We start from the raw sequence: 24,085 nt of genomic DNA on the forward strand, positions 1-24,085 counted from the left end.
ATGTCGACTGCAAAGATCAGGCTTTATGTAGAGCACCCGCTGGGACAAGGGCAAACGGTTCCTCTGGACCGCGACCACGCGCATTACCTCTTCGGGGTCATGCGGCAGGGCACGGGCGACGCCGTGCTGCTCTTCAACGGGCACGATGGCGAATGGCGCGCGACGGTCGCGCAGGCATCCAAGCGCAGCGGTGAATTGCTGGTCGAGGACCAGACCCGGCCCCAACAAAACCCGCCCGATCTCTGGCTGCTCTTTGCCCCGATCAAGAAGGCCCGCACCGATTTCATCGTCGAGAAAGCCGCCGAGATGGGTGCCGCCCGCATCATCCCCGTGCAGACCGACTTCACCAATTCCGAACGCATCCGACAGGACCGCCTTCAGGCCCACGCCGTCGAGGCGGCCGAGCAATGCGGCGGCACTTACGTCCCCGAAGTGACGGACCTGCATAAGCTCGATCGCCTGCTTGCCGACTGGCCCGAGGAACGTAAGCTGATGTTCTGCGATGAAGCCCTCGCCGGCGAACGCGAGGCCGTTCATACGGACGAACGAGCTAACCCTTGGGCTATCCTCATCGGACCCGAGGGCGGCTTTTCCGACGCCGAGCGCGCGCGCCTGCACGCCTTGCCCTTCGCGCATCCCACCGCCCTCGGTCCGCGCATCCTGCGCGCCGACACCGCCGCCGTGGCCGCCATGACCGTCTGGCAACAGCGCTTCGGAGACTGGACATGAGCTTCATCCGCCCCGAAGCCGCAGCCGGCCTCACCCGCTGGCGCGAAGTGCTTATCGGCGCGGGCGTCATCGCCCTTGGCGCGTGGTGGTCGCTCGGCTTTATCGGCATCCTGTCGTGGGTCGGCTACGCCCTTCTGCCCATCGGCGCGGCTCTGGGTTTCGTCGGCCTGCAACGCGCCCGCTTCCGCCGCGCCACCGGCGGGCCCGGCATCGTGCAGGTGGACGAGGGCCGCGTCACCTATTTCGGCCCGCTCACCGGCGGAACGGTGGATCTGGCCGAGATGTCCCGACTCACGCTCGATCACGCCGCCAAGCCCGCGCACTGGGGCCTGCATCAACCCGGTCAACCCGCACTGATGATCCCGACCACCGCACAGGGGGCCGACACGCTCTTTGACGCCTTTGCCACCCTGCCCGGCCTGCGCGTGCAGAAGATGCTCGCCGCGCTCTCGTCACAAGATCGCGACATCGTCACCGTCTGGTCCACATACTCCAATCGGCTGCATTGACACCCCCGCTCATTCGGGCCAAGCCTCTCCCCCAAGTTCGCGCGCAACGCAGGAAAAGTCTCTATGTCCATCCCCCAATCCGGCGGCGGCCCGATCGAGTCCGAGGCCCAGCTGGCCGGCTATCTCGAAAGCGGCTGCAAACCGCGCGACGCCTGGCGCATCGGCACCGAGCATGAGAAGTTCGGCTATTGCAAGGACACGCTCAAACCCATTCCCTATGACGGCGAGCGCAGCGTGCGCGCCGTTCTGGAAGGCCTGCGTGACAAGCACGGCTGGTCCCCTGTCATGGAAGGCGACAACCTCATTGGCCTGGAAAAGGACGGCGCCAATGTCAGCCTCGAACCCGGCGGTCAGCTCGAACTCTCCGGCGCCCCGGTCGAGACCATCCACCACACCTGCGACGAGGTGAACGTCCACCTGGCCGAGGTCAAGGACGTGGCCGACAAGGTCGGCGTCGGCTTCATCGGCCTTGGTGCGGCACCGATCTGGCGGCACGACGACATGCCGATGATGCCCAAGGGCCGCTACAAGCTGATGGATGCGTACATGCAGAAGGTCGGCACGATGGGCCAGACCATGATGCGCCGCACCTGCACCGTGCAGGTCAACCTCGATTTCGCGTCCGAGGCCGACATGGTGCAGAAACTGCGCGTGGCGCTGGCTCTGCAACCCGTAGCCACCGCGCTGTTCGCAAATTCCCCTTTCCTCGACGGCAAACCGAACGGCCACAAGTCCTGGCGCGCCCGCGTCTGGCGCGACCTCGACGCCGACCGCACCGGCATGTTGCCCTTCGTGTTCGAGGACGGCTTCGGCTTCGAGCGCTACGCCCAATACGCGCTCGATGTTCCGATGTATTTCGTCTACCGCGACGGGCGCTACATCGACGCGCTCGGCCAGTCCTTCCGCGATTTCCTCAAGGGCGAACTGCCCGCGCTGCCCGGCGAGACCCCCACGCTCAGCGACTGGGCCGATCACCTGACGACGATCTTTCCCGAGGCGCGGATCAAGAAATTCATGGAAATGCGCGGCGCCGACGGTGGCCCATGGCGGCGGCTCTGCGCCCTGCCCGCGTTCTGGGTGGGTCTGATGTACGACCAGTCCGCGCTCGATGCCGCCTGGGACGTGGCCAAGGGCTGGCACGCCGAAACCCGCGAGGCTTTGCGCGTCGCCGCCAGCGTCGAGGCGCTCGATGCCAAGGTCGGCGACATCTCGATGCACGATCTCGCGCGCGAGGTGCTGTCCATCGCCGAGGCCGGCCTCAAGGCCCGCGCCCGCCCCGGCGCCGGTGGCATGGTCCCGGACGAAACCCATTTTCTCAACGCGCTTCAGGAAAGCGTCGAGTCCGGCCGTGTGCCCGCCGACGAACTGCTCGACCGCTATCACGGCGCCTGGAACGGCGACCTGACCCGGATCTACGAAGAATTTAGCTACTGATAAGCGCGCCCGCCCCGGGCTTGACCCGGGGCTTACCGCGCAAACAGAAAAGGCCGCCCCGACCAGGGCGGCCTTTCCCGTCTGTCCGAACCCGCCTCAGCTATCGGCAAGCACCTTGGACCTGTAAAGCGTCAGCCGCAGCGTATTGACCGCGTGCGAAAACCCCAGGCCCAGGCACAGCACCGCCAGCCCCAACCCGACGAAGAACGCCACCACCGGCGCCTGCGCCAGAAACGGGAACGCCGCCGCGATCAGCAGCACACCGCCCGCGCCGATGGCGCAGAACCCCGTGGCCACGGTCACCGCCACCAGCCGCGCCGCAGGGCCGGTCTCGGGACAGTCCCGTTGCATCGACCCGATCAGCAGGATCATCCGGGTCAACACCGCCAATGCGGCCAATGCCAGCCCGATGAAACTCAGTAGAAATACCATCATGTCATGTCTCCTTCAGATGGGGCGCGCGTAGAACTCGCGCCGGAAATTGCGATAAAAGATGCCGAAAACGCCGCCCCAGAGCGGGGCAAAGATCAGGCCGAACCCGGCTAATATGACGAATCCTTCCGCCGCGCTCTCGCCGCCGGTCACACGCAGGTACAGCAGGAAGAGGCCCGCCGGCACGCCATAGCTGACCAGCGCCAGCCCCGCGATGCGCAAGGGTTCCGGCGGCCTGCGGCCCAGGTCCCATAGCAGCACCGGCACCCCGATCGCCAGATAGAACGGCCCGCCCAGCACCACCGCGAAGACCGGGATGCCCAAGGCCCAGAAGCCCCCGGCGGCCACCGCCAGCGGTGCGCCGATCAACGCGAAAAAGAACGCCACGGGATCAACAACGTAGGTCTCTCGAATTTTTATGTTTGCAGTTATTTCTGTCATGAGTGAAATATCCAGCCAAATTTTTTATCCCGATTTGCCTTTCGGCAGGAACTTCGCGACCCGCGCGCCCAGCTTCACCGCGCTCAGCTGCACCGCACGCGGCAGGCGCGACACGTCGCGGTACCAGTCGTCGAAGAGCTGCATCGTCTCCAACGTCTCGCGGATACGTCCGCGCACCTTCTTGGGCGTGCCATCGGTCTCCGCCTCCTCGGCCACCGCCTTCAGCGCGGCCAGGGTCGGCGCGTATTCCCGCTCCCGTCGTCCCTCGATCACCACGGTGACAAGGTCGAACATGTCCCGAACGGATGTAAAATGATCCCGCCGGTCGCCCAGTTGCCGGCTGACCTTCACCAGCTTCCAGGCCTGCAATTCCTTGAGGCCGTTCGACACGTTCGACCGCGCAAGGTTCAACGTCTCGCTAATGTCCTCTGCCGTCATCGGGTCCGGCATGACGTGCAGCAACGCGTGAATCTGCGCGACCGAGCGGTTGACACCCCATTTCGCGCCCATCTCCCCCCAGTGAAGGATGAAGTTCTGCGTGGCGGGTGAAAGCTCCATGGCGTGATTCCATTAATTTCTGTTGTGACAGAAATATCAGAAAAAACGGAAAAGTCAAGCGCTGCCTGACTGCGATGGACTTCATTGGAAACAACCGGGTGCTAGCAGCACCTCGCGCGGCGCTTATCACTTCTGCCCGATCTTCGGCTCCGTCCCGTCCCGCAGCCGCCGGATATTGGCGGCGTGCCGCAAAAAGATGAACAGCGTCAGGACGATGCCCAGCACGAACAGTTCCCGGTATCCCAGGAACACCATCCAGATCGTCGACAGCGCCGCCATATAGATCGCCGCCATGCTGGAAATCCGCGTCGCCGCCGCCGCCACCAGCCAGCTCAGGCAGCACGCGATCCCCACCGGCCAGGCCAGCGCCAGCATGATGCCCAGGAACGTGGCCACCCCCTTGCCGCCGCGAAACGCCAGCCATACCGGATAGCAATGCCCTGCAAAGGCGGCGAGCCCGGCCAGTTGCGCGGCATCCTCGCCAGCCATCGCCCGCGCCAGCAGCACGGCGACAGCGCCCTTGCCACCGTCCAGGATCAGCGTCGCCGCCGCTCCCAGCTTGTTACCAGTGCGTAACACGTTGGTGGCCCCGATATTGCCCGACCCGATGTTGCGAAGGTTGCCCAGGCCCAGAACACGGGCCACCACCATCCCGAACGGGATCGACCCCATCAGGTACCCAATGACGCCCCACAAGGCGAGAACGGTCAAACTGGACTGTAAATCAGGCATTTAAGTTCTCGTAAACCACAGTCCCGGAAACATAGGTCGCAAGGACCCTACCCTGCAAGCGTTGCCCGTCAAACGGCGTATTTTTCGATTTCGAGCGCAGCGTCCAGCGGTCCAGAACGAACGGCACATCGGCGTCAAAAAGAACCAGGTCCGCCGGGGCCCCCTCGGCAAGGCGCCCCGCTTCCAGCCCCAGCCGCTTGGCCGGGTTCAACGCCAGCGCCCGGAACAGGCAAGGCAGGCCAAGTTCTCCCGAATGGTAGAGCCGCAACGCCGCCGGCAGCAGGGTTTCCAGCGCAACAGCCCCGCTCGCCGCCTCCTCGAAGGGCAGGCGCTTGGACTCCTCGTCCTGCGGTGTGTGCATCGACCCGATGATGTCGATGCTGCCGTCCCGCACGGCCTCGACCATGGCGCGGCGGTCGTCCTCGGACCGCAGCGGCGGCTTGACCTTGAAGAAGGTGCGATAGTCCGCCACGTCCAGCTCGTTCAGCGTCAGGTGATGGATCGACGTGCCCGCCGTCACGTCCAGCCCCGCCGCGCGCGCGCGCTCCAGCGCCGGCAGGCTGACGGCGGTGGTCACCTGGTCGATGTGATATTTGGCGCCCGTCGCCTCGACCAGCGCAAGGTCGCGCTCCAGCCCCATGCGCTCGGCCACCGTGCCCACCCCCGGCAAACCGCGTAACGAGGCGAACTTGCCGCTTGTCGCCGCCGCCCCGGCGCTCAGCCCCGGATCCTGCACATGCCCGATCACCAGCGCGCCCAGGCTGCGCGCATAGGTCAGCGCCCGGCTCAGCACCTTGTTGTCGGCCACCACGTGATCGCAATCGGTAAAGGCCACCGCACCGGCATCCATCAGGAACCCGATCTCGGTCATCTCTCGCCCCTCGCGCCCCTTGGTCAGCGCCGCCATGGGCAGCACATTCACCGGCGCCGCCTCGTTGGCGCGGCGCGCAACGAATTCCAGCGTCTCGGGGCTGTCGATCGCCGGAGCCGTGTCGGGCCGGGTGATCATCGTCGTCACGCCTCCCGCAGCCGCCGCCGCCCCGGCGCTGCGATAACTTTCCTTGTGCCGCTCGCCCGGCTCGCAGACCTTGACGCCCAGATCCACTATGCCCGGCGCCAGGAACTTGCCACCACAATCGACCCGCTCACCTGCCTTGCTCGGAGCATCTTCGCGTCCACGGGCGGCAATGCGGCCCTCCTCGACCAGCAGCCAGCCCTCGGTCACCTCTCCCGCCTCTGGATCGACCAGCCGGGCGTTCTGAAACAGCACCGTCGTCATGCACTCTGCCTTTCCTGAACCTGCCGCATCAGACGCAGCACCGTCTCGGCCTCCGCGATCCGCTCGAACCCGATGTCGACGCGGTAATGCCCGTTCTTGCGCCGCCGCATCTCGTGGTCGAACATGATCGACCCGGGCGAGCCTTCGCGGCACTCCAGCCGCGTCTGCTCCGTGATCGGATAGCTTTTCAGCGTCCGCCCCTGCAACGGCAGATCCCGCGCGATAAAGGCCCGCCTGTCGGTCAGCGTGTACCACGTGTGCCGCCGTTTCCAAGGCTCCCAGAAGATCCCGCCAAAGGCGATCCCCAGCCCGACTGAGAAATGGATCAGGCCGAACATCCAGAACAGGCCACCCGCCTGCGCCGCCATCACCATCCAGAACAGCGCAAACCCCGCGAAGAACAAGCCGAACACCAGCGCCACGGCATTTGCGGCCCGGAACGTGATGCCCGGATCGGGCCGCCCCTGCCACAACACCTTTTCACCGGGGGCAAGAATACCTTCCCACTCGTCCCGTGGGGTGGTCATGGCCGCGCCTCCACCATCCGCGCGCGCTTGTCAGGTCCCAGCTCCGCCTGCGGCACCATCACGGAAACGGCGTCGCTCACGCGGCCACCCACACCACGATAGCGGTCAGCACGAACAGGACCAGCAGAGCGATCATCGCCACCCGGCCCGACATCGCCGCATCCGATTTCTTCTTGGGCTCGGGCGTGTCGTCGTCTTCCGTTGCGGGCGCCACCTGCGCCCCTGCACTCGGCAGCGGATCGAACTGCACCGGCGCCTTGTCCTCGTTGAACGTCGCCACCAGCCGCAGCGGCGCGCGGGGTGTCAGCACCTGTGCCTCGCCTCCGAACGCCCCCGATCCCACGACCAGCACCGTGCCTTTCAGGCCCTCGATCTGCACATGCGCATCTTCCAGATCGTGCGACGACACGCCCATCCCCTGCTCCAGATACTGGCTCAGGCCATACCCTTCCAGGTCCTCGATTTGCATCATGTCGACATAATGCGGATCAAGGCTCTCTGCTCCCAGCGCGTCCTTCAGCGGCCAGCTGCCGTTGCGACGGTTGAACGCTTCGGCCTCCGCGCGGGTCAGGTCCACGTCAAAGACGCGCACAACGCCGCTCTCGCTTTCACGGATCTCGATCCGGTCGCTCATGCCATCACCTCCTTGGGTTTCGCCCTCAGGTTCCGCGCCAGCAGGTCCATCGCGGCCATGCGTACGGCGACGCCCATCTCGACCTGCTCCTGGATCACGCTGCGATTGATGTCGTCCGCGATCTCGCCGTCGATCTCCACGCCCCGGTTCATCGGCCCGGGATGCATCACGATGGCATCCGCCTTGGCGTGGCCCAGCTTCTCGGCATCCAGGCCGTAGCGGTGGTAATATTCCCGCTCGCTGGGAATGAACCCGCCATCCATCCGCTCGCGTTGCAGGCGCAGCATCATCACCACGTCGACGTCGCGCAACCCCTCGCGCATGTCCTCGAACACCTCGACGCCGAATTCGGAAATCCCCGCCGGCATCAGGGTCGACGGCCCCACCAGCCGCACGCGGTTTTCCATCTTGCCCAAAAGGATGATGTTCGACCGCGCCACGCGGGAATGCGCGATATCCCCGCAAATCGCGATGCTCAACCGATGCAGCCGGCCCTTGGCGCGCCGTATCGTCAGTGCATCCAACAGCGCCTGCGTGGGATGCTCATGCCGCCCGTCGCCCGCATTCAGCACCGCGCAGTTGACCTTCTGCGACAGCAGGTCCACCGCCCCCGACTGCGGATGCCGCACCACCAGCAGGTCGGGATGCATGGCGTTCAGCGTCATCGCCGTGTCGATCAGCGTCTCGCCCTTCTTGATCGAACTGGCCTGCATCGCCATGTTCATCACGTCCGCCCCCAACCGCTTGCCCGCCAGTTCGAAACTGGCCTGCGTCCGGGTGGAGTTTTCAAAGAACATGTTGATCTGCGTCAGCCCCGCCAGCGCGTCGCTGTGTTTCTGATCGCGTCGGTTCAGGTCCACGTACCGGTCCGACAGATCGAGGATGGTGGAAATATCCGACGGCGCCAGGGGCTCGATCCCCAGAAGATGCGCGTGTTGAAAAGCCATGCCACCGCTCCGTCGTCAAATACCTGCGCGCTTATAGGAAAGCCCGGCGCGTGGGGCAAGCGTAGGGTGGGGTTCACCCCACCACCCGCATGACCGGACGCGTAGGGTGGGGTTTCACCCCACCTGTTCCACCACTTGGCCACACCCCGCAACCCAGGCGATCCGGCCCGACCAGCAACCCACCTTCCCCCTTCCCGCTACACACGCTAACCTCCGCCCCATGACCGCCCCCTTGGATTCGCACACCGTCCTTGCCCTGCTCGATTGGCAGATCGACCTTGGCGCGACCGAGGCGATCGGCGACACACCCGTGAACCGCTACGAGGCGCCAGAGCGGCTGGTACCGGCCAAAAAACCCGACGCAGCGCCCCCGATCCCCGCCAAGACGCTCGAGGCCGACACTGTCGCCGAGGCCGGGTTCGCCGCCGCCGACGCAGGCTCCCTCGACGCGCTCAAATCCGCCCTCGCGGCGTTCGAGCACTGCGATCTGAAACGCGGCGCGCGCAATCTGGTGTTCTCCGACGGCCACCCCTCGGCCCGCCTGATGATCATCGGCGAGGCCCCGGGCCGCGACGAGGACCAGCAGGGCAAACCCTTCGTCGGCCGCGCCGGGCAGCTTCTGGACAGGATGCTGGCCGCCATCGGCCTGTCACGACAGAACGACGACCCCGCGACCGGCGCCTACATCACCAACATCCTGCCCTGGCGCCCGCCGCAGAACCGCGATCCGAACCCGCAGGAAATCGCCATGATGCTGCCCTTCGTGGAACGCCACGTGCAACTGGCCGACCCCGAGGTGATCGTGCTCATGGGCAATATCAGCTGCCAGGCGGCCTTGGGCCAACGCGGCATCACCCGCCTGCGCGGCCAGTGGACCCAAGCCTTTGGAAAACCCGCTCTGCCGATGTTCCATCCCGCATATCTGCTGCGCAAACCGCATGAGAAACGCGCAGCCTGGGCCGACCTGCTCGACCTTCAGGCCCGCCTCGAAGGAAACACATGAAGATCCTCGCCTTCTCCGACCTCCATATGGCACGCGCCCGAGCTGCCGAACTAGTAGCTGCCAGCGCCGAAGCTGACCTCGTCATCGGCGCGGGCGATTTCTGCAATCACCGCGCCGGACTGGACGAGGCGATGGAAATGCTGTCGGGCATCACCGCGCCCATAATCGCCGTCCCCGGCAATGCCGAAAGCGCGGAAGAGTTGCGCGCCGCAGCGCTGCCCAACATGACCGTTCTGCATGGCGAGGCGACCACATGGGACGACCTGACCGTGTTCGGCCTGGGCTACGGCGTGCCGACCACGCCCTTCGGCTCATGGTCCTGCGATCTGGACGAGGACGCGGCCGCGGCTCTGCTCTCGCACTGTGAAATGGCCGACATCCTGGTGCTGCATTCCCCGCCCAAGGGCGTGGCCGACCTCACCTCGAATGACCTCTCCGTCGGGTCCACGGCGATCCGCGACGCCATCGCCCGGATCCAGCCGCAACTGGCCGTCTGTGGCCACATCCACGACAGCTGGGGCAAGACGGGCATGATAGGCGCGACCAGGGTGGTCAATCTCGGCCCGCGCCCCAACTGGTTCGACATCACTCCCGGTTCCTGAAAGCACGCCCCAACACCATGTCCAAGATCGACGACACCAAGGAATTCATCCCGGTCCGCATCGCCGTGCTGACCGTCTCCGACAGCCGTGACCTCAGCCAGGACCGCTCGGGCGCCGTGCTGGTAGACCGGATCGAGGCGGCGGGCCACATCCTCGCCGACCGCATGGTCGTCCGCGACGAGCGCGACCAGATCACCGAACAGTTGCGCGAATGGATCGCCAGCCCCGAAATCGACGTGGTAATCTCAACCGGCGGCACCGGCCTCACGGGCCGCGACGTCACGGTCGAGGCGCACAGGGACGTCTATGAAAAGGAAATCGACGCGTTCGGCACGGTCTTCACCATCGTGTCGATGAAAAAGATCGGCACCTCCGCCGTGCAATCCCGCGCCACGGGCGGCGTGGCGAACGGCACCTATCTTTTCGCCCTGCCCGGCAGCCCCGGCGCCTGCAAGGATGCATGGGACGAAATCCTGTCCTACCAGTTCGATTACCGCCACAGCCCCTGCAATTTCGTCGAAATAATGCCACGTCTGGACGAACATTTGCGACGGAAGTGACCTTTGGCCGCGTATCAGCCCCATGAAACCTTGCCGCGGGCGTCTATCTTTATGGTATGACTGCCCCGCGCCAAGTGGCTTAAAAGGTTGATCTGAATGCGGTTCCTGCGCCACAGCCTGACCGGATTGTTCCTGCTGTCCCTGACAGTGGGCCTCTTTGCCTATGCCGGGCAAATCGTGTTCTCCGCCGTGCAGGAACGCATGAGCGCCGAAACCGAGGCGCCCGAGCGGCGCGAACGCGTCTTTGCCGTCAACACCGTCACCGCCGAACCGGGCACGCAAACGCCCGTCCTGACCGCCTATGGCGAGGTCGAAAGCCGCCGCACGCTGGAAATCCGCTCCGACACCCCCGGGCGCGTCACCGAACTGACCGCGCTCTTCGAGGATGGCGGCCGCGTCCGTGACGGACAGGTTCTGGCCCGGATCGACCCGTCGGATGCGCAATTCGCGCTCGATCTGGCCCGCGCCGACCTGACCGATGCCAAGGCCGAGGTGCGCGAGGCCGAACGTGGCCTAAACCTCGCCCGAGACGAGCTTGCCGCGGCACAGTCGCAGGCCGAGCTGCGCAAGCGCGCCCTCGACCGCCAGCTTGACCTCGAAGAACGCGGCGTCGGCACCGCCGCCGCCGTGGAACTCGCCGAACTCGACGCCGCCAGCGCCGAACAGGCCGTCCTGACCCGCCGCCAGGCCGAAGCCACCGCCGAGGCCCGCGTCGACCAGGCCCAGACCCGCCTGTCGCGCAGCCGCATCGCGCTGGCCGAGGCGCAAAAGGCGCTGGACGAGACCACCATCACCGCCCCCTTCACCGGCACGCTGCAAGCCGTCAGCGTGGTCGAGGGCCGGCTGGTCTCGGCCAACGAGAAGCTGGCCGACCTCATCGACACCACCGCTCTCGACGTGGCCTTCCGCGTCTCCACCGCCCAGCACCGCCGCCTGCTGGATGAAAACGGCGATCTGATCCTCGCCCCTGTCCGCATCCGGCTCGATGTCTTCGGGCTGGAAATGGAAACCACCGGCCGCATCACCCGCGACAGCGCCGGGGTTGAGGAAGGCCAGACCGGGCGTCTCGTCTATGCCCGCATCGACGACCCCCAAGGCCTAAAGCCCCGCGACTTCGTCACGGTCCTGATCGAGGAACCCCCGCTCGACAACCTCGTCCGCCTGCCCGCCACCGCACTTGGCTCGGACGGCACCGTGCTGGCGCTGACGGCCGAGGACCGCTTGCGCGCCGTCCCCGTCACGCTGGTCCGCCGCCAGGGCAACGACATCCTCGTTTCGGGCGACAGCCTCGATGGCCTGGAAGTCGTGACCGAGCGCAGCCCGCTCTTGGGCCCCGGCCTCAAGGTCCGCCCCCTGGGCAACGCGCCCCAGGCCGACGACACCGCCCAGATGCTCGAACTTTCCGAAGACCGCCGGGCCCGCCTGCGCCGCTTTGTCGAGGACAGCCCGGACATTCCCGCCGCGATGAAGACCCGCCTGCTGGGCCAGCTTGAACAGCCCGAAGTCCCGGCGCAAACCGTCGAACGGCTCGAACGCCGCATGGGCAGCTAACTTATGGTCCGCGACCTGTCCGACCGCGCCGGCGGCATCCTGTCCTATTTCACCCGTCACCCCACGGCGGCGAACCTGCTGCTCGTGGTTCTCGTGGTCCTCGGCCTCGCCGCCGCCCCGCGGATGCAGGCCCAGTTCTTCCCCGATGTCGTCATCGACGAGGTTAGCGTCTCCGTACTCTGGCACGGCGCCAGCGCCGAGGATATCGACGCCGGCATCGTGCAGGTGCTCGAACCCGCGCTTCTGGCCGTCGAAGGCGTGGAAACCTCGCAGGCGACCTCGCGCGAGAACACCGCCAGCATCCAGCTGGAATTCGAGCCCGGCTGGGACATGGGCCGCGCCGCCGACGAAGTCTCGGCCGCTGTCGACAGCATCACCGATCTGCCCGAAGAGGCAGAGGAACCCCGCGTCACCCGTGGCTCCTGGACCGATCGCGTCACCGATATCGTCCTCACCGGCCCCGTCGCCACGCCGCAGCTTGGGCAATTCGCCGACGAGCTGGTAACCCGCCTCTACGACGCCGGCGTCACCCGCACCACGCTTCAGGGTGTCGCCGCCCCGCACACCATCGTCGAAGTGCCCACCACCAATCTGATCGCCTACGACATCACCATGGCCGAGATCGCCGCCGTGATCGCTGCAGAGGCTGATACCGACCCGGCGGGCGACGTCACCGGCGGCGCCACCCGCGTCCGCGTCGGCACCGAGAAACGCGCGACCGACCAGATCGAGGCGCTGATCCTGCGCTCCAATCCCGACGGATCGAAGCTGACCATCGGCGATGTGGCGGATGTGCGCGTCGAAGGCATCGACCGCGAACGCCAGTACTTCGTCGGTGACAACCCAGCGCTTCAAATCCGCGTCGATCGCTCCGCCAATGGCGACGCCCTCGCCATCCAGGCCCAGGTCGAGGACATCGCCGCCCGGATGGAAGCGACCCTGCCCGAAGGCACGGAATTAACGCTTATCAACACGCGCTCCGAGGCCATCTCGGGCCGCCTCGACATGCTCATGGAAAACGGCCTGACCGGGCTGGCGCTGGTGGTCTCACTGCTGTTCCTGTTCCTCAACGCCCGCACAGCCTTCTGGGTTGCGGCGGGCATCCCCGTGGCGATGCTGGCGGCCATAGCATTGATGTATGCGGCCGGGCTGACCATCAACATGATCTCGCTTTTCGCGCTGATCATCACGCTGGGCATCGTCGTCGACGACGCAATCGTCGTGGGCGAACATGCCGACGCGCGAGTGCGCAAGTACCGCGAAAATCCCGTGCAGGCCGCCGAACGCGCCGCCCGGCGCATGGCCCTGCCGGTCTTTTCCGCCACGCTCACCACGCTCATCGCCTTTTTCGGGCTTGTCGCCATCGGCGGACGCTTCGGCGATCTGATCATCGACATTCCCTTCACCGTGATTGTCGTGCTGACGGCATCGCTGGTGGAATGCTTTCTGATCCTGCCACACCACATGTCCCACGCACTGGCCCACGCGGACAAGGAACACTGGTACGACTGGCCCTCCCGGACCGTGAACCGCGGCTTCGTCTGGCTGCGCGAACGCGCCTTCCGGCCCTTCATGGCGCTGGTCATCCGCGCCCGCTACCCGGTGCTGGCCGGCATTATCGTGCTTTTGGCCTCGCAGGCCGCGCTCTTCATCAAGGGCGACGTGCAATGGCGCTTCTTCAACGCTCCCGAACGCGGCAGCGTGACCGGCAACTTCTCCATGGCCCCCGGCGCCACGCGCGACGACACGCTGGCCATGATGCGCCAGATCCAGACTGCCGTCGAAGACCTCGGGGAAGACTACGAGGACCGCTACGGCGCCAACCCCATCAAGTTCGCCATCGCCCAGATCGGCGGCAATTCCGGCGGCGGCCTTGCCGGGGCCGACACCAAGGAACCCGACCAGCTTGGCGGCATCTCCATCGAACTCATAGACCCCGACCTGCGCCCCTATTCCTCCTTCGCCTTCGTGGCCGAGTTGCAGGACGCCGTCCCCCGCCACCCCCTGACCGAGGAACTCAGTTTTCGCGGCTGGCGCTCCGGCCCGGGCGGCGACGCGCTCGACGTCGAATTCTACGGCGCGAGTGCCGAGACACTGAAAGACGCCTCCGAGGCGCTAAAATCCGCGCTGCTCGACTATCCCGAGGTGTCGGCGGTCGAGGACAACCTGGCCTATGACAAGCAGGAACTGATCCTCGAACTCACGCCGCAAGGTCAGGCGCTCGGCTTCACCATCGACGGCATGGGCAGCGTCCTGCGCCACCGCCTCAACGGGATCGAGGCCGCGACCTATCCCGACAGCGCCCGCAGCGCCGAGATCCGCGTCGAGGTGCCGGAATCAGAACTCACCGCCGACTTCCTCGAACGCATGCAGATCCGCGCGCCCACCGGCGCCTACGTGCCCCTCGCCGATATCGTCAGCGTGACCGAACGCGTGGGCTTTTCCACCATCCGACGCGAAAACGGTATCCGCCACATCAATGTCACCGGCGATATTTCCGAGGATGACCCCGCCCGCGCCGCCGAGATCAGCACCGCGCTGGAAACCGAGATCCTGCCCCGCATCGCCAGCGTCCATCAGGTCGAATGGCAATTGGGCGGCCTCGCCGAACAGGAAAACGAGTTCCTGAACGACGCCCGCCTCGGCCTGATCCTGACGCTGACCGGCATCTACCTCGTCCTCGCCTGGGTCTTCGCCAGTTGGACCCGTCCCGTCGTGGTGATGTCGATCATCCCCTTCGGTCTTGTCGGCACCATATACGGCCACGCCTACTGGGACGTGCCTCTGTCGATGTTCACCGTGGTGGGGCTTCTGGGCATGACCGGCATCATCATCAACGACTCTATCGTCCTGGTGACCACCATCGACGACTACGCCAAGGAACGTGGCATCGTCCCGGCCATCATCGAAGGCGCCGTCGACCGCCTGCGCCCCGTTATGTTAACGACGCTCACCACGGTGCTGGGCCTCGCCCCGCTTCTTTTCGAGCAATCCACGCAGGCGCAGTTCATCAAGCCGACTGTGATCACGCTGGTCTACGGCCTGGCCTTCGGCATGGTGCTTGTTCTGCTGCTGGTGCCCGCGATCATCGCCATCCAGTCCGACGTCGCGCGCCAGACCACCTCCCTGCGCCGCGCCCTGCGCTCCAGGCCCGGGGAATTGCGCGGCGTCATGCTGGCAGGCGGGGTGGCCATCGCGATCCTCTTCGCCGCCACACTGGGCACAGCCGCCATCACCGGCCGCTTGCCCGAACCGCTCTCGGCCCTGGCCGTCGCCGAGCCTATGCCGTCGGCCCTGCTGCTCTTCGTGTTGGGAAGTCTTCTGATCGTGATACTGCTCTACGCCGTGGTCGCGATCCGCCACGCCATGCGGCGTCAGCCCGCCGAGCAGCCCTGAATATCCACGGCACCGCCCCGGCTCAGCACGGTAAAGCGCAGCCCCCTTCGATCAACCGCAAAGGACCGCCCGTCCACATGGCTCAACACCGTCCGCGCGATCAGGCTGTCGCCCTGGCGCGTGGTCTCGGGCGGCGAGACCCAGACACTGGGATCGCTTGATTCGACCACCGCGTATTCCCCGACGCCCAGCTTCGGCATCCGGATCGTCGCCGTCAGCTGCACACCACCCGCGACCGGTGACAGCTGGCAGGCCACGCTGCGCACCCCGGCCTCGTCGGCGCCATAGGGGCGCTCGGTCAAGGCCGCCACGATAGCCGGATCCGGCTTTTTCGCAGCATGGGGCAGGATCTGCGCCACGTTCACGCTGACCGGCACGCAGATATCCTTGCACACCCCGATCTCCAACTGGCCTTCCAGCCGCACATCGCGCCCGCCCGCCTTGGGGCGGATGCGCAGCGGCACCACCACGTCATGGTCGTAGCCGATGGTCATGAACCCGAACTGCGGCACCGGCTTGGGCGCGGGCCAGATCACGTCGACGCCTGAAAGGTTGCGCGACCCCCGCCAGTTGAACAGCGGCGGCACACCGGCCTCGCCCGGACTGCGCCAATAGGTCTTCCATCCCGGCGCCAGGTCCAGCCGCAACCCGGCATAATGGCTGCCATCCGCCGCCCGCCATCCCGGCAGCACGTCGACCCGCACCATGTCGGCGGTACCCTGCGCCGCGACCGGCGCGGCACAGACCGCGACCAGGGCGGCTTTCAAAAGGGTGATTATCTTTCGCATGACGCCTCTCATGGCGGGTTTCGTCGTCTTTGCCAATTCACATTGAAGCGAGAAATCCCGCCACTCTCAAGCCACGATGGTTGCACACAGCCGCCGCGACCCCCATCATGGGCTCTGCAACCAATCCATCGAGGACCGCCTTGAGCGACATCGACCTGACGGGAAAACTGCTGATTGCCATGCCGGCCATGGGCGACGACCGCTTCGCCCAGTCCGTGGTGTTCATCTGCGCCCATTCCCCCGAAGGCGCCATGGGCCTGATCGTCAACAAGCGCGCCGACGATCTGCGTCTCGCGGACCTGCTGGAACAGCTCGACATCGCGCAAGGTCGCGACATGACCAACCTGCCGGTGCATTTCGGCGGCCCGGTGGAACATGGCCGCGGTTTCGTGCTGCATGATTACGGCTATCATTCGGCGATCTCGACGCTCGATGTGAACGAAGACTTCGCCATGACCGCGACAATGGACATCCTCGAAGACCTCGCCCTGGGCCGCGGCCCCCTGCGCAATATCGTGGCGCTGGGCTATGCCGGCTGGGGCCCCGGCCAGCTGGAGGCCGAGTTGTCCCAGAACGCCTGGCTGACGGTCGAGGCCGACAAGGAGATCGTGTTCTCCCACGCCGACGGCAGCAAGTGGGAATCCGCTCTGCAAAAGCTGGGCGTCAGTGCCGTCACCCTGTCGTCCGAGGCCGGCCGCGCCTGACGGCAAAAGCTTTGTCAAAGCTTTTGCCAAATCTTTTCTGCAAAAGATTTGGCCCACCCCGCCTCACGCGGCGTAATCCGACCCTTCCGCATCGAGAATCGCCATCAGTTCCGCCAGGTGCCGGTCGCCCTGCCCCGGATAGTCTTCCATCTCGCGCGCGGTCTTTTCGGCCACCTCGTCCGACAGAACCCGCAGCGGCTGGCCCGTCTGCAACGCCCGGATATACGTCTCCGCCGCGCGCTCGAAATAATACATCCGGTTGAAGCAATCCGCGACCGTATCACCCATCACCAGGATGCCGTGATTGCCCATGATCATCACCTTCTTCGACGGATCCCCCAGCATCGCGGCACAGCGGTCTCCCTCGTCCTCGAACGCCAGCCCGCCATAGCCGTCGTCGATCACATAACGGTTGAAGAACGTGGCGCAGTTCTGGTCAATGGGCGGCAGACGGCTGTCGGCCAAGCTGGCCAGCACCGTGGCATGGATCGAATGCACATGCATCAGGCAGCGGTGATGCGGACAGGCCCGATGCACCCCGCCATGCAGACCCCACGCGGTCGGGTCGGGCGCGCCGGGCCGGTCGAGCGTTTCGGGGTCATTCGCGTCGATCAACAGCAGGTCCGATGCCTTGACCCGGCTGAAATGCACCTGGTTGGGGTTCATCAGAAACTGCGTGCCGTCGTCATTGACCGACAGGCTGAAATGGTTCGCGACGGCCTCGTGCATGTTCAGCCGCGCGGTCCAGCGGAACGCAGCGGCCAGCTCGACCCGCTCTTTCCAGTGAGCGATATTGGGGGTGCCGGCAGGTTTGGTCTGCAACATGGGACATCTCCGTTCGGGGTGTTTTCAGCACCCTGCGCCAGCATGGCCCAAGTTGCAATCGGCACACCGGGGCACCGCGCCGGATTCCGTGTCCCAAGGCATTCGTTGGGCCAAAATTCGGGCGCACGCCACGCCCGCGCCTGTCAATCGCCGCCAGCCGAGGGCACCAAAGCCCCTATCCGGCTTTGGCGTCCTTGTCGGTCTTGCGCCCGAACCGAAACAGCCGTGTCACGATGACGAAGAACAGCGGCACGAAAATGACACCCAGCACCGTGCCGGATATCGTCCCGCCCAGGACGCCCGAACCGATCGCGTTGCGCCCGCCGGACCCCGCGCCGGAACTCAGCACCAGCGGCAGCACGCCCAACGAGAACGCCATCGAGGTCATGATGATCGGGCGAAAGCGTTGCCGCGCCGCCTCGACAACCGCGTCGATGACGCGCTCTCCCGCGACATGCCTGTCGCGCGCGAATTCCACGATCAGAATCGCGTTCTTGCCGGTCAGGCCGATCACCGTCAGCAGTCCGACCTGGAAGAAGACACCGTTGTCGAACCCTCCGAAATAGGCCGCCGACAAGGCGCCCACGACGCCGATCGGCATCGCCAGCATGACCGCGAACGGGATCGACCAGCTTTCATACAAAGCGGCCAGCGACAAAAACACCGCCGCCAGCGACAGCGCATAGAGCAACGGCGCTTGGTTGCCCGATTGCCGCTCCTCCAGCGACAGGCCGGTCCACGACAGCGCGAACCCCGGCGGCAGCTCTTCGGCCAGCCGCTCCATTTCGGCCATCGCGGCCCCGGTCGACACGCCGGGGGCCGGTGCGCCCTGCAATTGCATCGACGGCACACCGTTGAACCGATACAGGCCCTGCGGCCCGTAATTCCACGACCCTTTCGCGAAATTCGAGAACGGCACCAGCCCGCCGCTGGCGTTGCGCACCCGCCACTTGTCGATGTCCGACGGATTGGCGCGATCGGGCGCGTCCCCCTGCACATAGACGCGCTTGATCCGGCCCTGGTCGATAAAGTCGTTCACGTAGGACCCCGCCCAGGCCACGGTCAGCAACTGGCCCACGTCGTTGGCCGTCACGCCCATCGCGCCCGCCTTGCGCCAGTCGATATCCAGGTTGAACTGCGACGCGTCCTCAAGCCCGTTGGGCCGGGCCGACGCAATCAGCTCGCTTTGCGCGGCCAGCCCCAGCAACTGGTTTCGCGCCTGCAACAACTCCTCGTGGCTCTGCCCCCCGCGCGCCTGAAGGTACACGTCAAAGCCCGACACGTTGCCCAGCTCGATCACCGAGGGCGGCACGATCGGAAACACCATCGCGTCGCGTATGCCGCTCAGCGCGCCAAAGGCGCGCCCGGCCAACGCCTGCACGCTTTGCCCGGGCGATTTGCGCTCGTCCCAGTCCTTCAGCTGGACAAAGGCGATGCCCATATTCTGGCCTTGCCCGGCAAAGCTGAACCCGACGACCCCGAACATCGAATTCACCGTGTCGGTTTCCTGAGTCAGGTAATAGTCCTCGACCTGTTCCAGCACGTCCAGCGTCCGCTCGGCCGTGGCGCCGGTCGGTGTCTGGATCAGCGTGAACAGGATGCCCTGGTCCTCGTCTGGCAGAAACGCGGTCGGCGTGCGCGTGAACAGAAAGGCCATCGCCACGGCCAGCGCCAGATAGACGATCCCCACCCGGACCGGACGTTTGACGCTCCAGGCGACGGTGCGGGAATACCGGCCCAGCACCGCATCGAACCCGCGGTTGAACCAGCCGAAGGCGCCCTTTTTCTTGTCGCGGTCCTTGTGCTTCAGGATCGTCGCGCACAGCGCCGGCGTCAGGGTCAGCGCGACCACCACCGACAGCGCCATCGCCGACACGATGGTAATCGCGAACTGCTTGTAGATCACCCCGGTCGAGCCGGGAAAGAACGCCATCGGCACGAACACCGCCGACAGCACCAGCGCGATCCCGATCAGCGCGCCGGTGATCTGCCCCATGGACTTGTAGGTCGCCTCGCGCGGGGGCAGGCCTTCTTCCTCCATGATCCGCTCGACATTTTCGACCACCACGATAGCGTCGTCGACCAAGAGGCCGATCGCCAGCACCATGGCCAGCATCGTCAGCGTGTTAATGGTAAACCCCGCAGCCGCCAGAACGCCGAACGTGCCCAGCAGGACCACCGGCACCGCCAGCGTCGGGATCAGCGTCGCACGCAGGTTCTGCATGAACAGGAACATCACTAGGAACACCAGCAGGATCGCTTCGAACAGCGTCTTGATCACTTCCTCGATCGAGATCAGCACGAACGGCGTCGTGTCATAGGGGATGACGTATTCCACGCCTTCAGGAAAGAACTCGGCGAATTCGGCCATCCGCGCCTTCACCGCCTCGGCGGTGTCCAGCGCGTTGGCCCCCGGCGCCAGGCTGACGGCAAGGCCCGCCGCCGGATCCTGGTTGAAGCGCGCGATGGTGGCATAATTCTCGGCACCGATCTCGACACGCGCCACATCGTCCAGCAGCACCAGCCCACCATCGGTTTCGGCCCGCAGCACGATCTGCCGGAAATCCTCAGGTGTGCTCAAAAGCGACTGCGCGGTGATCGTGGCATTCAGCTGCTGCCCTTCGACCGTGGGCCGCGACCCGAACGCCCCCGCCGAAATCTGGGCGTTCTGCGCCGACACGGCGTTCACCACGTCCGCAGGCGTCAATTCAAAGGCGGCAAGCTTGGACGGATCCAGCCAGATCCGCATGGCGTATTGCGCGCCGAACACTTGGACCGATCCGACCCCCTCGACCCGGCTCAGCTCGTCGACCAGGTTGGTGACCATGTAATCCGACAGGTCCACCTGGTCGAACCCGTCTCCGCGCGAGATCATCCCGATCACCATCAGGAACCCTGCCGAGGATTTCTCGACCGTCACGCCCTGCCGCTGCACCGTTTCCGGCAACAGCGGCGTGGCGCGCGACAGCTTGTTCTGCACCTGCACCTGCGCAATGTCGGCATCCGTGCCGGTCTCGAAGGTCAGCGTGATGCTCGACTGCCCCGCCGATGTCGAGTTGGACGAGAAATACCGCAACCCGTCCAGCCCGGTCATCTGTTGTTCGATCACCTGCGTCACCGTGTTGGCGACCGTCTCGGCCGAGGCGCCGGGATAACTCGCGCTGATCGTCACCGAGGGCGGCGCGATTTCCGGGTACTGCGCAATCGGCAGAATGCGGATCGCCAGCACCCCGACCCCCATGATCAGGATCGCGATGACCCAGGCAAAGACCGGGCGATCAATGAAAAAGCGCGCCATCGCAGTGGATCCTTATGGGGATTTCTGGTCGTCCGCCTCGGCGGAGTCTTCATTCGCGTCGTCGGTCGCCTCGGCCTGGGGCGTCTCGCGCTCCTCCGGGGCGACGGTCGCGCCGACCCCGGTTTTCTGGAACCCGGCGACAACCACCCGCTCGCCGTCCTGCAACCCGCCGCCGACCACCCAGTCGGACCCGCGGTCCTGCAGGATGGTCACCTGGCGCTCCTCGACGACATTTTCGGCGGTCACGACCCAGGTGATGGGGCGTCCGCGCCGGTCGCGCAGTACCGCTTCCTGTGGCACCAACAGAACGTTCTCGGCGGTGCCCACCGGCAGCTCGACCTGCACGTACATCCCCGGCAAGAGCAGGCGGTCGGGATTGTCGAACTGCATCCGCAACACCACCACGCCAGTCTGTGGATCGACATTCGGCTCCGCGGCGGTGATCGTGCCCGTCTCCTCGAAATCCGACCCGTCCGCCAGCGTCAGACGCACCGTGGTATCGGCATTGCTCAGCTGGTCCTCGGTCTGCCCACGGGTCCACCGCAGCAGATCGGCGGCCGACTGTGTCACGTCAACGTAAACCGGGTCGATATCCCGGATCACCGCCAAGGGTTCGGCCTGACTGGCCGTCACCAGCGCGCCCGGACTGGTCCGCGCAAGGCCGATCTCGCCCGACAGGCGCGCCCGGATCGTGGTGCGTTCCAGCTCGATCTCGGCTGACCGCAACTGCGCCTCGGCCACCTCGACCGCCGCCGCGGCGGTGTCGCGCACCGCCTTGGCCTCGTCAAAGGCCCGCTCGCTGGTCACGTTGCGCTCGCGCAGCTCCACCAGGCGTTCGGCCTCGACCTCCGCCGCATCCAGCTGCACGCGGGCCTGCGTCACCGCGGCCTGCGCCTGTTCGACGGCGGCGGAATAGGTGGCGGAATCGATGCGGTAAAGCGCGTCCCCCTCCTCGACAAAGCCGCCTTCGCGAAACAGCCGTTCGGTGATGATCCCATTCACCTGCGGCCGCACCTCGGCCTCCGCCGAAGCTGCAACCCGTCCGGGCAGCGTCGAGGTCAGCGTCACCGTCTGCTCCTGCAATGTGACAACGACGACAGGCACCGGCTCCTGCGCCTGCTGAGACACCGCGCGTTCCGCGGTCAGGCTCGACACGGCCAGACCCAGCAGCAGGGCCGCGATGGCTAAGATGGAACGGTTCATCATGCGTTTCGACCCCCGATGGCGAATGCTTGCCGCGATGCGATATGGCCTGCTTACTAGACCCTTCCGTTCAGTTTATCCATAGCAATCCGCACGGGCCGGTCACGCGCCATCGCCGCGTCGCCCAATGGCCCAAGGATTGAGCAGTCCGTTCGCACCGCCAAAACCCTTGCGGTGGCCCGGATATCTTTGTCGGAAAGCCGCGCGGCACCAATTCCCCCAGTCGGATGCGCGACACCAACGGGGCGGACGCTGCGCGATGCTTCAGCCGAGATACAGAAGGCGCAAACGGATACGAATGCGAACGCTCAAGAGCGCAGGCTGTCGCAGAGCAGGCAATTGAAATCCGGCTGCGCAGGGTGACGTCATCTTCCTGCTGCTGCATTTCACGTCAGCTTTCGACATGAAGCAACTTCTGTAACAAACCGCCCCGAATCCAGAACGTTGCGCAGTACAGACGAGGTCAAACCTCGGTCAAAACAAGAGCTTATGCGAAAAATGCTTCACTATATGTGGTGATAAATGGCGGAGACGAAGGGATTCGAACCCTCGAGACCCTTCCGGGCCTACTCCCTTAGCAGGGGAGCGCCTTCGACCACTCGGCCACGTCTCCGCCGACGCGTATATCCAAGCAAACCTACGAATTACAAGGCCATTCTGCCCGCTTGGCGAAAAACCTTCTCTCGGTTCAATACATGCCCGCCAATCGGTACACGACCAGGCTCCGGTGCGAAAAGCCCATTCCCGCTCGGCGCGCAGACGTGTCACGTCAAAGCGTGCACTGCCACCGGGGCGCCGCTGACGCCTCAGGTGTTGAACAAGAAGTGCAGCACATCGCCATCCTTGACGATATAGCTTTTACCCTCGGCCCGCATCTTGCCCGCTTCCTTCGCCGCCTGCTCGCCGCCCAAGCTGACGAAATCGTCGTAAGCGATCGTCTCGGCCCGGATGAACCCCTTCTCGAAATCCCCGTGGATGACGCCCGCCGCCTGCGGCGCTGCCGTGCCGGTGCGAATGGTCCAGGCCCGCGCCTCCTTGGGGCCCACGGTAAAGTACGTCTCCAGATGCAACAGATCGTACCCCGCCCGGATCAGCCGGTCGAGACCCGCCTCCTCCAGCCCCATTTCCTCCAGGAACATCTCGGCTTCCTCGGCGTCCAGTTGGCTGATCTCTTCCTCGATCTGGGCAGAGATGATCACATGCGCCGCGCCCTGTTGCTCGGCCATCTTCGCCACGGCGGCGGAATGATCGTTCCCGTCCGCCGCGTTGGCCTCGTCGACGTTGCACACATACAGGATCGGCTTCGAGGTCAGCAGCTGCAGGTTCTTCCACGCCTTGGCGTCCTCGGCATCCACCTCGACCAGCCGCGCGGGCTTGCCTTCTTCCAGCATCGCCTGCGCCGCCGCCAGCAGGCGGTCGGCCTGCACCGCCTCCTTGTCGTTGCCCTTCAGCTTGCGCACCAGCCCCGCGCGCCGCTTCTCGATGCTTTCCAGGTCGGCCAGCATCAGCTCGGTCTCGATCACCTCGGCGTCCTCCACCGGGTTCACGCGGCCCTCGACATGCGTCACGTCGCCATCCTCGAAACAGCGCAGCACATGGGCAATCGCATCCGTCTCGCGGATATTGGCCAAAAACTGGTTGCCCAGCCCCTCACCCTTGCTGGCGCCCTTCACCAGGCCCGCGATATCGACAAAAGTCATGCGCGTCGGGATGATCTGCTTCGACTGCGCAATTGCCGCCAGCTTGTCCAGCCGCGCATCCGGCACCGCCACCTCGCCCACATTGGGCTCGATCGTGCAGAACGGAAAATTCGCCGCCTGCGCCGCCGCCGTCCGGGTCAGCGCGTTGAACAGCGTCGACTTGCCCACGTTGGGCAGCCCCACGATTCCCATCTTGAAGCCCATGATGCACCTCTTTGCCTCGTTCCGGCGCC

22 protein-coding genes and 1 tRNA gene are annotated in these 24,085 nt (G+C 65.5%); 9 read left to right on the forward strand and 14 right to left on the reverse strand.

Features of this window, described 5'->3' with window-relative positions; all coding sequences use genetic code 11:
- The 3 genes from XM53_RS08075 to XM53_RS08085 all read left to right on the forward strand — a co-directional run bounded on the left by XM53_RS08075 (position 1) and on the right by XM53_RS08085 (position 2,672).
- Entirely contained in the window at positions 1-729 is a 729-nt protein-coding gene (locus XM53_RS08075) for a 16S rRNA (uracil(1498)-N(3))-methyltransferase (RefSeq protein WP_057792100.1), read from the forward strand.
- The gene (locus XM53_RS08080) at positions 726-1,238 is read left to right on the forward strand and encodes a hypothetical protein (protein WP_057792103.1); all 513 of its coding nucleotides are present in this window, start codon (positions 726-728) and stop codon (positions 1,236-1,238) included. The genes XM53_RS08075 and XM53_RS08080 overlap by 4 nt, the downstream gene beginning before the upstream one ends.
- A gap of 63 nt (positions 1,239-1,301) precedes the next feature.
- Complete coding sequence (locus XM53_RS08085; RefSeq protein ID WP_057792105.1) at positions 1,302-2,672, forward strand: glutamate--cysteine ligase; 1,371 nt, start codon at positions 1,302-1,304, stop codon at positions 2,670-2,672.
- 96 nt (positions 2,673-2,768) lie between these two features.
- Here XM53_RS08085 and XM53_RS08090 read toward each other — a convergent pair whose 3' ends face one another.
- From XM53_RS08090 to XM53_RS08125, 8 genes are all read right to left on the reverse strand, one after another.
- The gene (locus XM53_RS08090) at positions 2,769-3,107 is read right to left on the reverse strand and encodes a hypothetical protein (RefSeq protein WP_057792107.1); all 339 of its coding nucleotides are present in this window, start codon (positions 3,105-3,107) and stop codon (positions 2,769-2,771) included.
- Between the two features lie 12 nt (positions 3,108-3,119).
- Positions 3,120-3,545, reverse strand: a complete 426-nt coding sequence (locus tag XM53_RS08095) for a hypothetical protein (protein WP_144435488.1) — start codon at positions 3,543-3,545, stop codon at positions 3,120-3,122.
- Positions 3,546-3,569: 24 nt separating this feature from the next.
- A complete protein-coding gene (locus XM53_RS08100; RefSeq protein WP_057792110.1) occupies positions 3,570-4,103 on the reverse strand; it encodes a GbsR/MarR family transcriptional regulator in 534 nt (177 codons plus the stop codon).
- A gap of 126 nt (positions 4,104-4,229) precedes the next feature.
- Complete coding sequence (gene plsY / locus XM53_RS08105) at positions 4,230-4,835, reverse strand: glycerol-3-phosphate 1-O-acyltransferase PlsY (RefSeq protein WP_057792112.1); 606 nt, start codon at positions 4,833-4,835, stop codon at positions 4,230-4,232.
- Positions 4,828-6,114, reverse strand: a complete 1,287-nt coding sequence (gene pyrC / locus XM53_RS08110; RefSeq protein WP_057792114.1) for a dihydroorotase — start codon at positions 6,112-6,114, stop codon at positions 4,828-4,830. The genes plsY and pyrC overlap by 8 nt, the downstream gene beginning before the upstream one ends.
- Positions 6,111-6,641 carry a hypothetical protein gene (locus tag XM53_RS08115; RefSeq protein ID WP_057792116.1) on the reverse strand — a complete coding sequence of 177 codons (531 nt, stop codon included), beginning with the start codon at positions 6,639-6,641 and terminating at the stop codon, positions 6,111-6,113. The genes pyrC and XM53_RS08115 overlap by 4 nt, the downstream gene beginning before the upstream one ends.
- Positions 6,642-6,717: 76 nt before the next feature.
- Positions 6,718-7,275, reverse strand: a complete 558-nt coding sequence (locus XM53_RS08120; protein ID WP_057792118.1) for a hypothetical protein — start codon at positions 7,273-7,275, stop codon at positions 6,718-6,720.
- Complete coding sequence (locus tag XM53_RS08125) at positions 7,272-8,222, reverse strand: aspartate carbamoyltransferase catalytic subunit (RefSeq protein WP_057792119.1); 951 nt, start codon at positions 8,220-8,222, stop codon at positions 7,272-7,274. The genes XM53_RS08120 and XM53_RS08125 overlap by 4 nt, the downstream gene beginning before the upstream one ends.
- Before the next feature lie 220 nt (positions 8,223-8,442).
- Here XM53_RS08125 and XM53_RS08130 point away from each other — a divergent pair, with 220 nt between their 5' ends.
- The 5 genes from XM53_RS08130 (at position 8,443) to XM53_RS08150 (ending at position 15,334) form a co-directional block, all read left to right on the forward strand.
- Positions 8,443-9,225: a uracil-DNA glycosylase gene (locus tag XM53_RS08130; protein ID WP_057792121.1), complete on the forward strand. Its 783-nt coding sequence runs from the start codon at positions 8,443-8,445 to the stop codon at positions 9,223-9,225.
- On the forward strand, positions 9,222-9,827 hold the full coding sequence (locus XM53_RS08135) for a metallophosphoesterase family protein (RefSeq protein WP_057792123.1): 606 nt from the start codon (positions 9,222-9,224) through the stop codon (positions 9,825-9,827). The genes XM53_RS08130 and XM53_RS08135 overlap by 4 nt, the downstream gene beginning before the upstream one ends.
- Positions 9,828-9,844: 17 nt before the next feature.
- Entirely contained in the window at positions 9,845-10,387 is a 543-nt protein-coding gene (moaB, locus tag XM53_RS08140; protein WP_057792125.1) for a molybdenum cofactor biosynthesis protein B, read from the forward strand.
- A 96-nt stretch (positions 10,388-10,483) separates the two neighbouring features.
- Entirely contained in the window at positions 10,484-11,938 is a 1,455-nt protein-coding gene (locus XM53_RS08145) for an efflux RND transporter periplasmic adaptor subunit (RefSeq protein ID WP_057792127.1), read from the forward strand.
- A gap of 3 nt (positions 11,939-11,941) precedes the next feature.
- Positions 11,942-15,334, forward strand: coding sequence for an efflux RND transporter permease subunit (locus XM53_RS08150; RefSeq protein ID WP_057792129.1), 3,393 nt, complete (start codon positions 11,942-11,944; stop codon positions 15,332-15,334).
- On the opposite strand, the gene XM53_RS08155 is transcribed toward XM53_RS08150, so the two are convergent.
- On the reverse strand, positions 15,313-16,122 hold the full coding sequence (locus XM53_RS08155) for a protein-disulfide reductase DsbD domain-containing protein (RefSeq protein WP_057792131.1): 810 nt from the start codon (positions 16,120-16,122) through the stop codon (positions 15,313-15,315). The two genes, XM53_RS08150 and XM53_RS08155, sit on opposite strands and share 22 nt — an antisense overlap.
- A gap of 149 nt (positions 16,123-16,271) precedes the next feature.
- Here XM53_RS08155 and XM53_RS08160 point away from each other — a divergent pair, with 149 nt between their 5' ends.
- Positions 16,272-16,826, forward strand: a complete 555-nt coding sequence (locus XM53_RS08160; RefSeq protein ID WP_057792410.1) for a YqgE/AlgH family protein — start codon at positions 16,272-16,274, stop codon at positions 16,824-16,826.
- 63 nt (positions 16,827-16,889) lie between these two features.
- Here the strand turns inward: XM53_RS08160 and XM53_RS08165 are convergent, their stop codons facing one another.
- From XM53_RS08165 to ychF, 5 genes are all read right to left on the reverse strand, one after another.
- A complete protein-coding gene (locus tag XM53_RS08165; RefSeq protein WP_057792134.1) occupies positions 16,890-17,651 on the reverse strand; it encodes a class II aldolase and adducin N-terminal domain-containing protein in 762 nt (253 codons plus the stop codon).
- 175 nt (positions 17,652-17,826) lie between these two features.
- Positions 17,827-20,949, reverse strand: a complete 3,123-nt coding sequence (locus XM53_RS08170; protein WP_057792136.1) for an efflux RND transporter permease subunit — start codon at positions 20,947-20,949, stop codon at positions 17,827-17,829.
- Between the two features lie 12 nt (positions 20,950-20,961).
- A complete protein-coding gene (locus XM53_RS08175; RefSeq protein WP_236544439.1) occupies positions 20,962-22,155 on the reverse strand; it encodes an efflux RND transporter periplasmic adaptor subunit in 1,194 nt (397 codons plus the stop codon).
- Between the two features lie 520 nt (positions 22,156-22,675).
- Positions 22,676-22,765: transfer RNA gene (locus XM53_RS08180), tRNA-Ser, on the reverse strand.
- Between the two features lie 193 nt (positions 22,766-22,958).
- Positions 22,959-24,056, reverse strand: coding sequence for a redox-regulated ATPase YchF (ychF, locus tag XM53_RS08185; RefSeq protein WP_057792139.1), 1,098 nt, complete (start codon positions 24,054-24,056; stop codon positions 22,959-22,961).
- Positions 24,057-24,085: the final 29 nt, after the last annotated feature.

Source organism: Roseovarius atlanticus (assembly GCF_001441615.1).
Taxonomy (GTDB): domain Bacteria; phylum Pseudomonadota; class Alphaproteobacteria; order Rhodobacterales; family Rhodobacteraceae; genus Roseovarius; species Roseovarius atlanticus.

Excerpts from the sequence above, each read along its gene's own strand:
- XM53_RS08075 (WP_057792100.1), top strand. The coding sequence starts at position 1 with ATGTCGACTGCAAAGATCAGGCTTTATGTAGAGCACCCGCTGGGACAA.
- XM53_RS08080 (WP_057792103.1), top strand. The coding sequence starts at position 726 with ATGAGCTTCATCCGCCCCGAAGCCGCAGCCGGCCTCACCCGCTGGCGC.
- XM53_RS08085 (WP_057792105.1), top strand. The coding sequence starts at position 1,302 with ATGTCCATCCCCCAATCCGGCGGCGGCCCGATCGAGTCCGAGGCCCAG.
- XM53_RS08090 (WP_057792107.1), bottom strand. The coding sequence starts at position 3,107 with ATGATGGTATTTCTACTGAGTTTCATCGGGCTGGCATTGGCCGCATTG.
- XM53_RS08095 (WP_144435488.1), bottom strand. The coding sequence starts at position 3,545 with ATGACAGAAATAACTGCAAACATAAAAATTCGAGAGACCTACGTTGTT.
- XM53_RS08100 (WP_057792110.1), bottom strand. The coding sequence starts at position 4,103 with ATGGAGCTTTCACCCGCCACGCAGAACTTCATCCTTCACTGGGGGGAG.
- plsY (WP_057792112.1), bottom strand. The coding sequence starts at position 4,835 with ATGCCTGATTTACAGTCCAGTTTGACCGTTCTCGCCTTGTGGGGCGTC.
- pyrC (WP_057792114.1), bottom strand. The coding sequence starts at position 6,114 with ATGACGACGGTGCTGTTTCAGAACGCCCGGCTGGTCGATCCAGAGGCG.
- XM53_RS08115 (WP_057792116.1), bottom strand. The coding sequence starts at position 6,641 with ATGACCACCCCACGGGACGAGTGGGAAGGTATTCTTGCCCCCGGTGAA.
- XM53_RS08120 (WP_057792118.1), bottom strand. The coding sequence starts at position 7,275 with ATGAGCGACCGGATCGAGATCCGTGAAAGCGAGAGCGGCGTTGTGCGC.
- XM53_RS08125 (WP_057792119.1), bottom strand. The coding sequence starts at position 8,222 with ATGGCTTTTCAACACGCGCATCTTCTGGGGATCGAGCCCCTGGCGCCG.
- XM53_RS08130 (WP_057792121.1), top strand. The coding sequence starts at position 8,443 with ATGACCGCCCCCTTGGATTCGCACACCGTCCTTGCCCTGCTCGATTGG.
- XM53_RS08135 (WP_057792123.1), top strand. The coding sequence starts at position 9,222 with ATGAAGATCCTCGCCTTCTCCGACCTCCATATGGCACGCGCCCGAGCT.
- moaB (WP_057792125.1), top strand. The coding sequence starts at position 9,845 with ATGTCCAAGATCGACGACACCAAGGAATTCATCCCGGTCCGCATCGCC.
- XM53_RS08145 (WP_057792127.1), top strand. The coding sequence starts at position 10,484 with ATGCGGTTCCTGCGCCACAGCCTGACCGGATTGTTCCTGCTGTCCCTG.
- XM53_RS08150 (WP_057792129.1), top strand. The coding sequence starts at position 11,942 with ATGGTCCGCGACCTGTCCGACCGCGCCGGCGGCATCCTGTCCTATTTC.
- XM53_RS08155 (WP_057792131.1), bottom strand. The coding sequence starts at position 16,122 with ATGCGAAAGATAATCACCCTTTTGAAAGCCGCCCTGGTCGCGGTCTGT.
- XM53_RS08165 (WP_057792134.1), bottom strand. The coding sequence starts at position 17,651 with ATGTTGCAGACCAAACCTGCCGGCACCCCCAATATCGCTCACTGGAAA.
- XM53_RS08170 (WP_057792136.1), bottom strand. The coding sequence starts at position 20,949 with ATGGCGCGCTTTTTCATTGATCGCCCGGTCTTTGCCTGGGTCATCGCG.
- XM53_RS08175 (WP_236544439.1), bottom strand. The coding sequence starts at position 22,155 with ATGATGAACCGTTCCATCTTAGCCATCGCGGCCCTGCTGCTGGGTCTG.
- ychF (WP_057792139.1), bottom strand. The coding sequence starts at position 24,056 with ATGGGCTTCAAGATGGGAATCGTGGGGCTGCCCAACGTGGGCAAGTCG.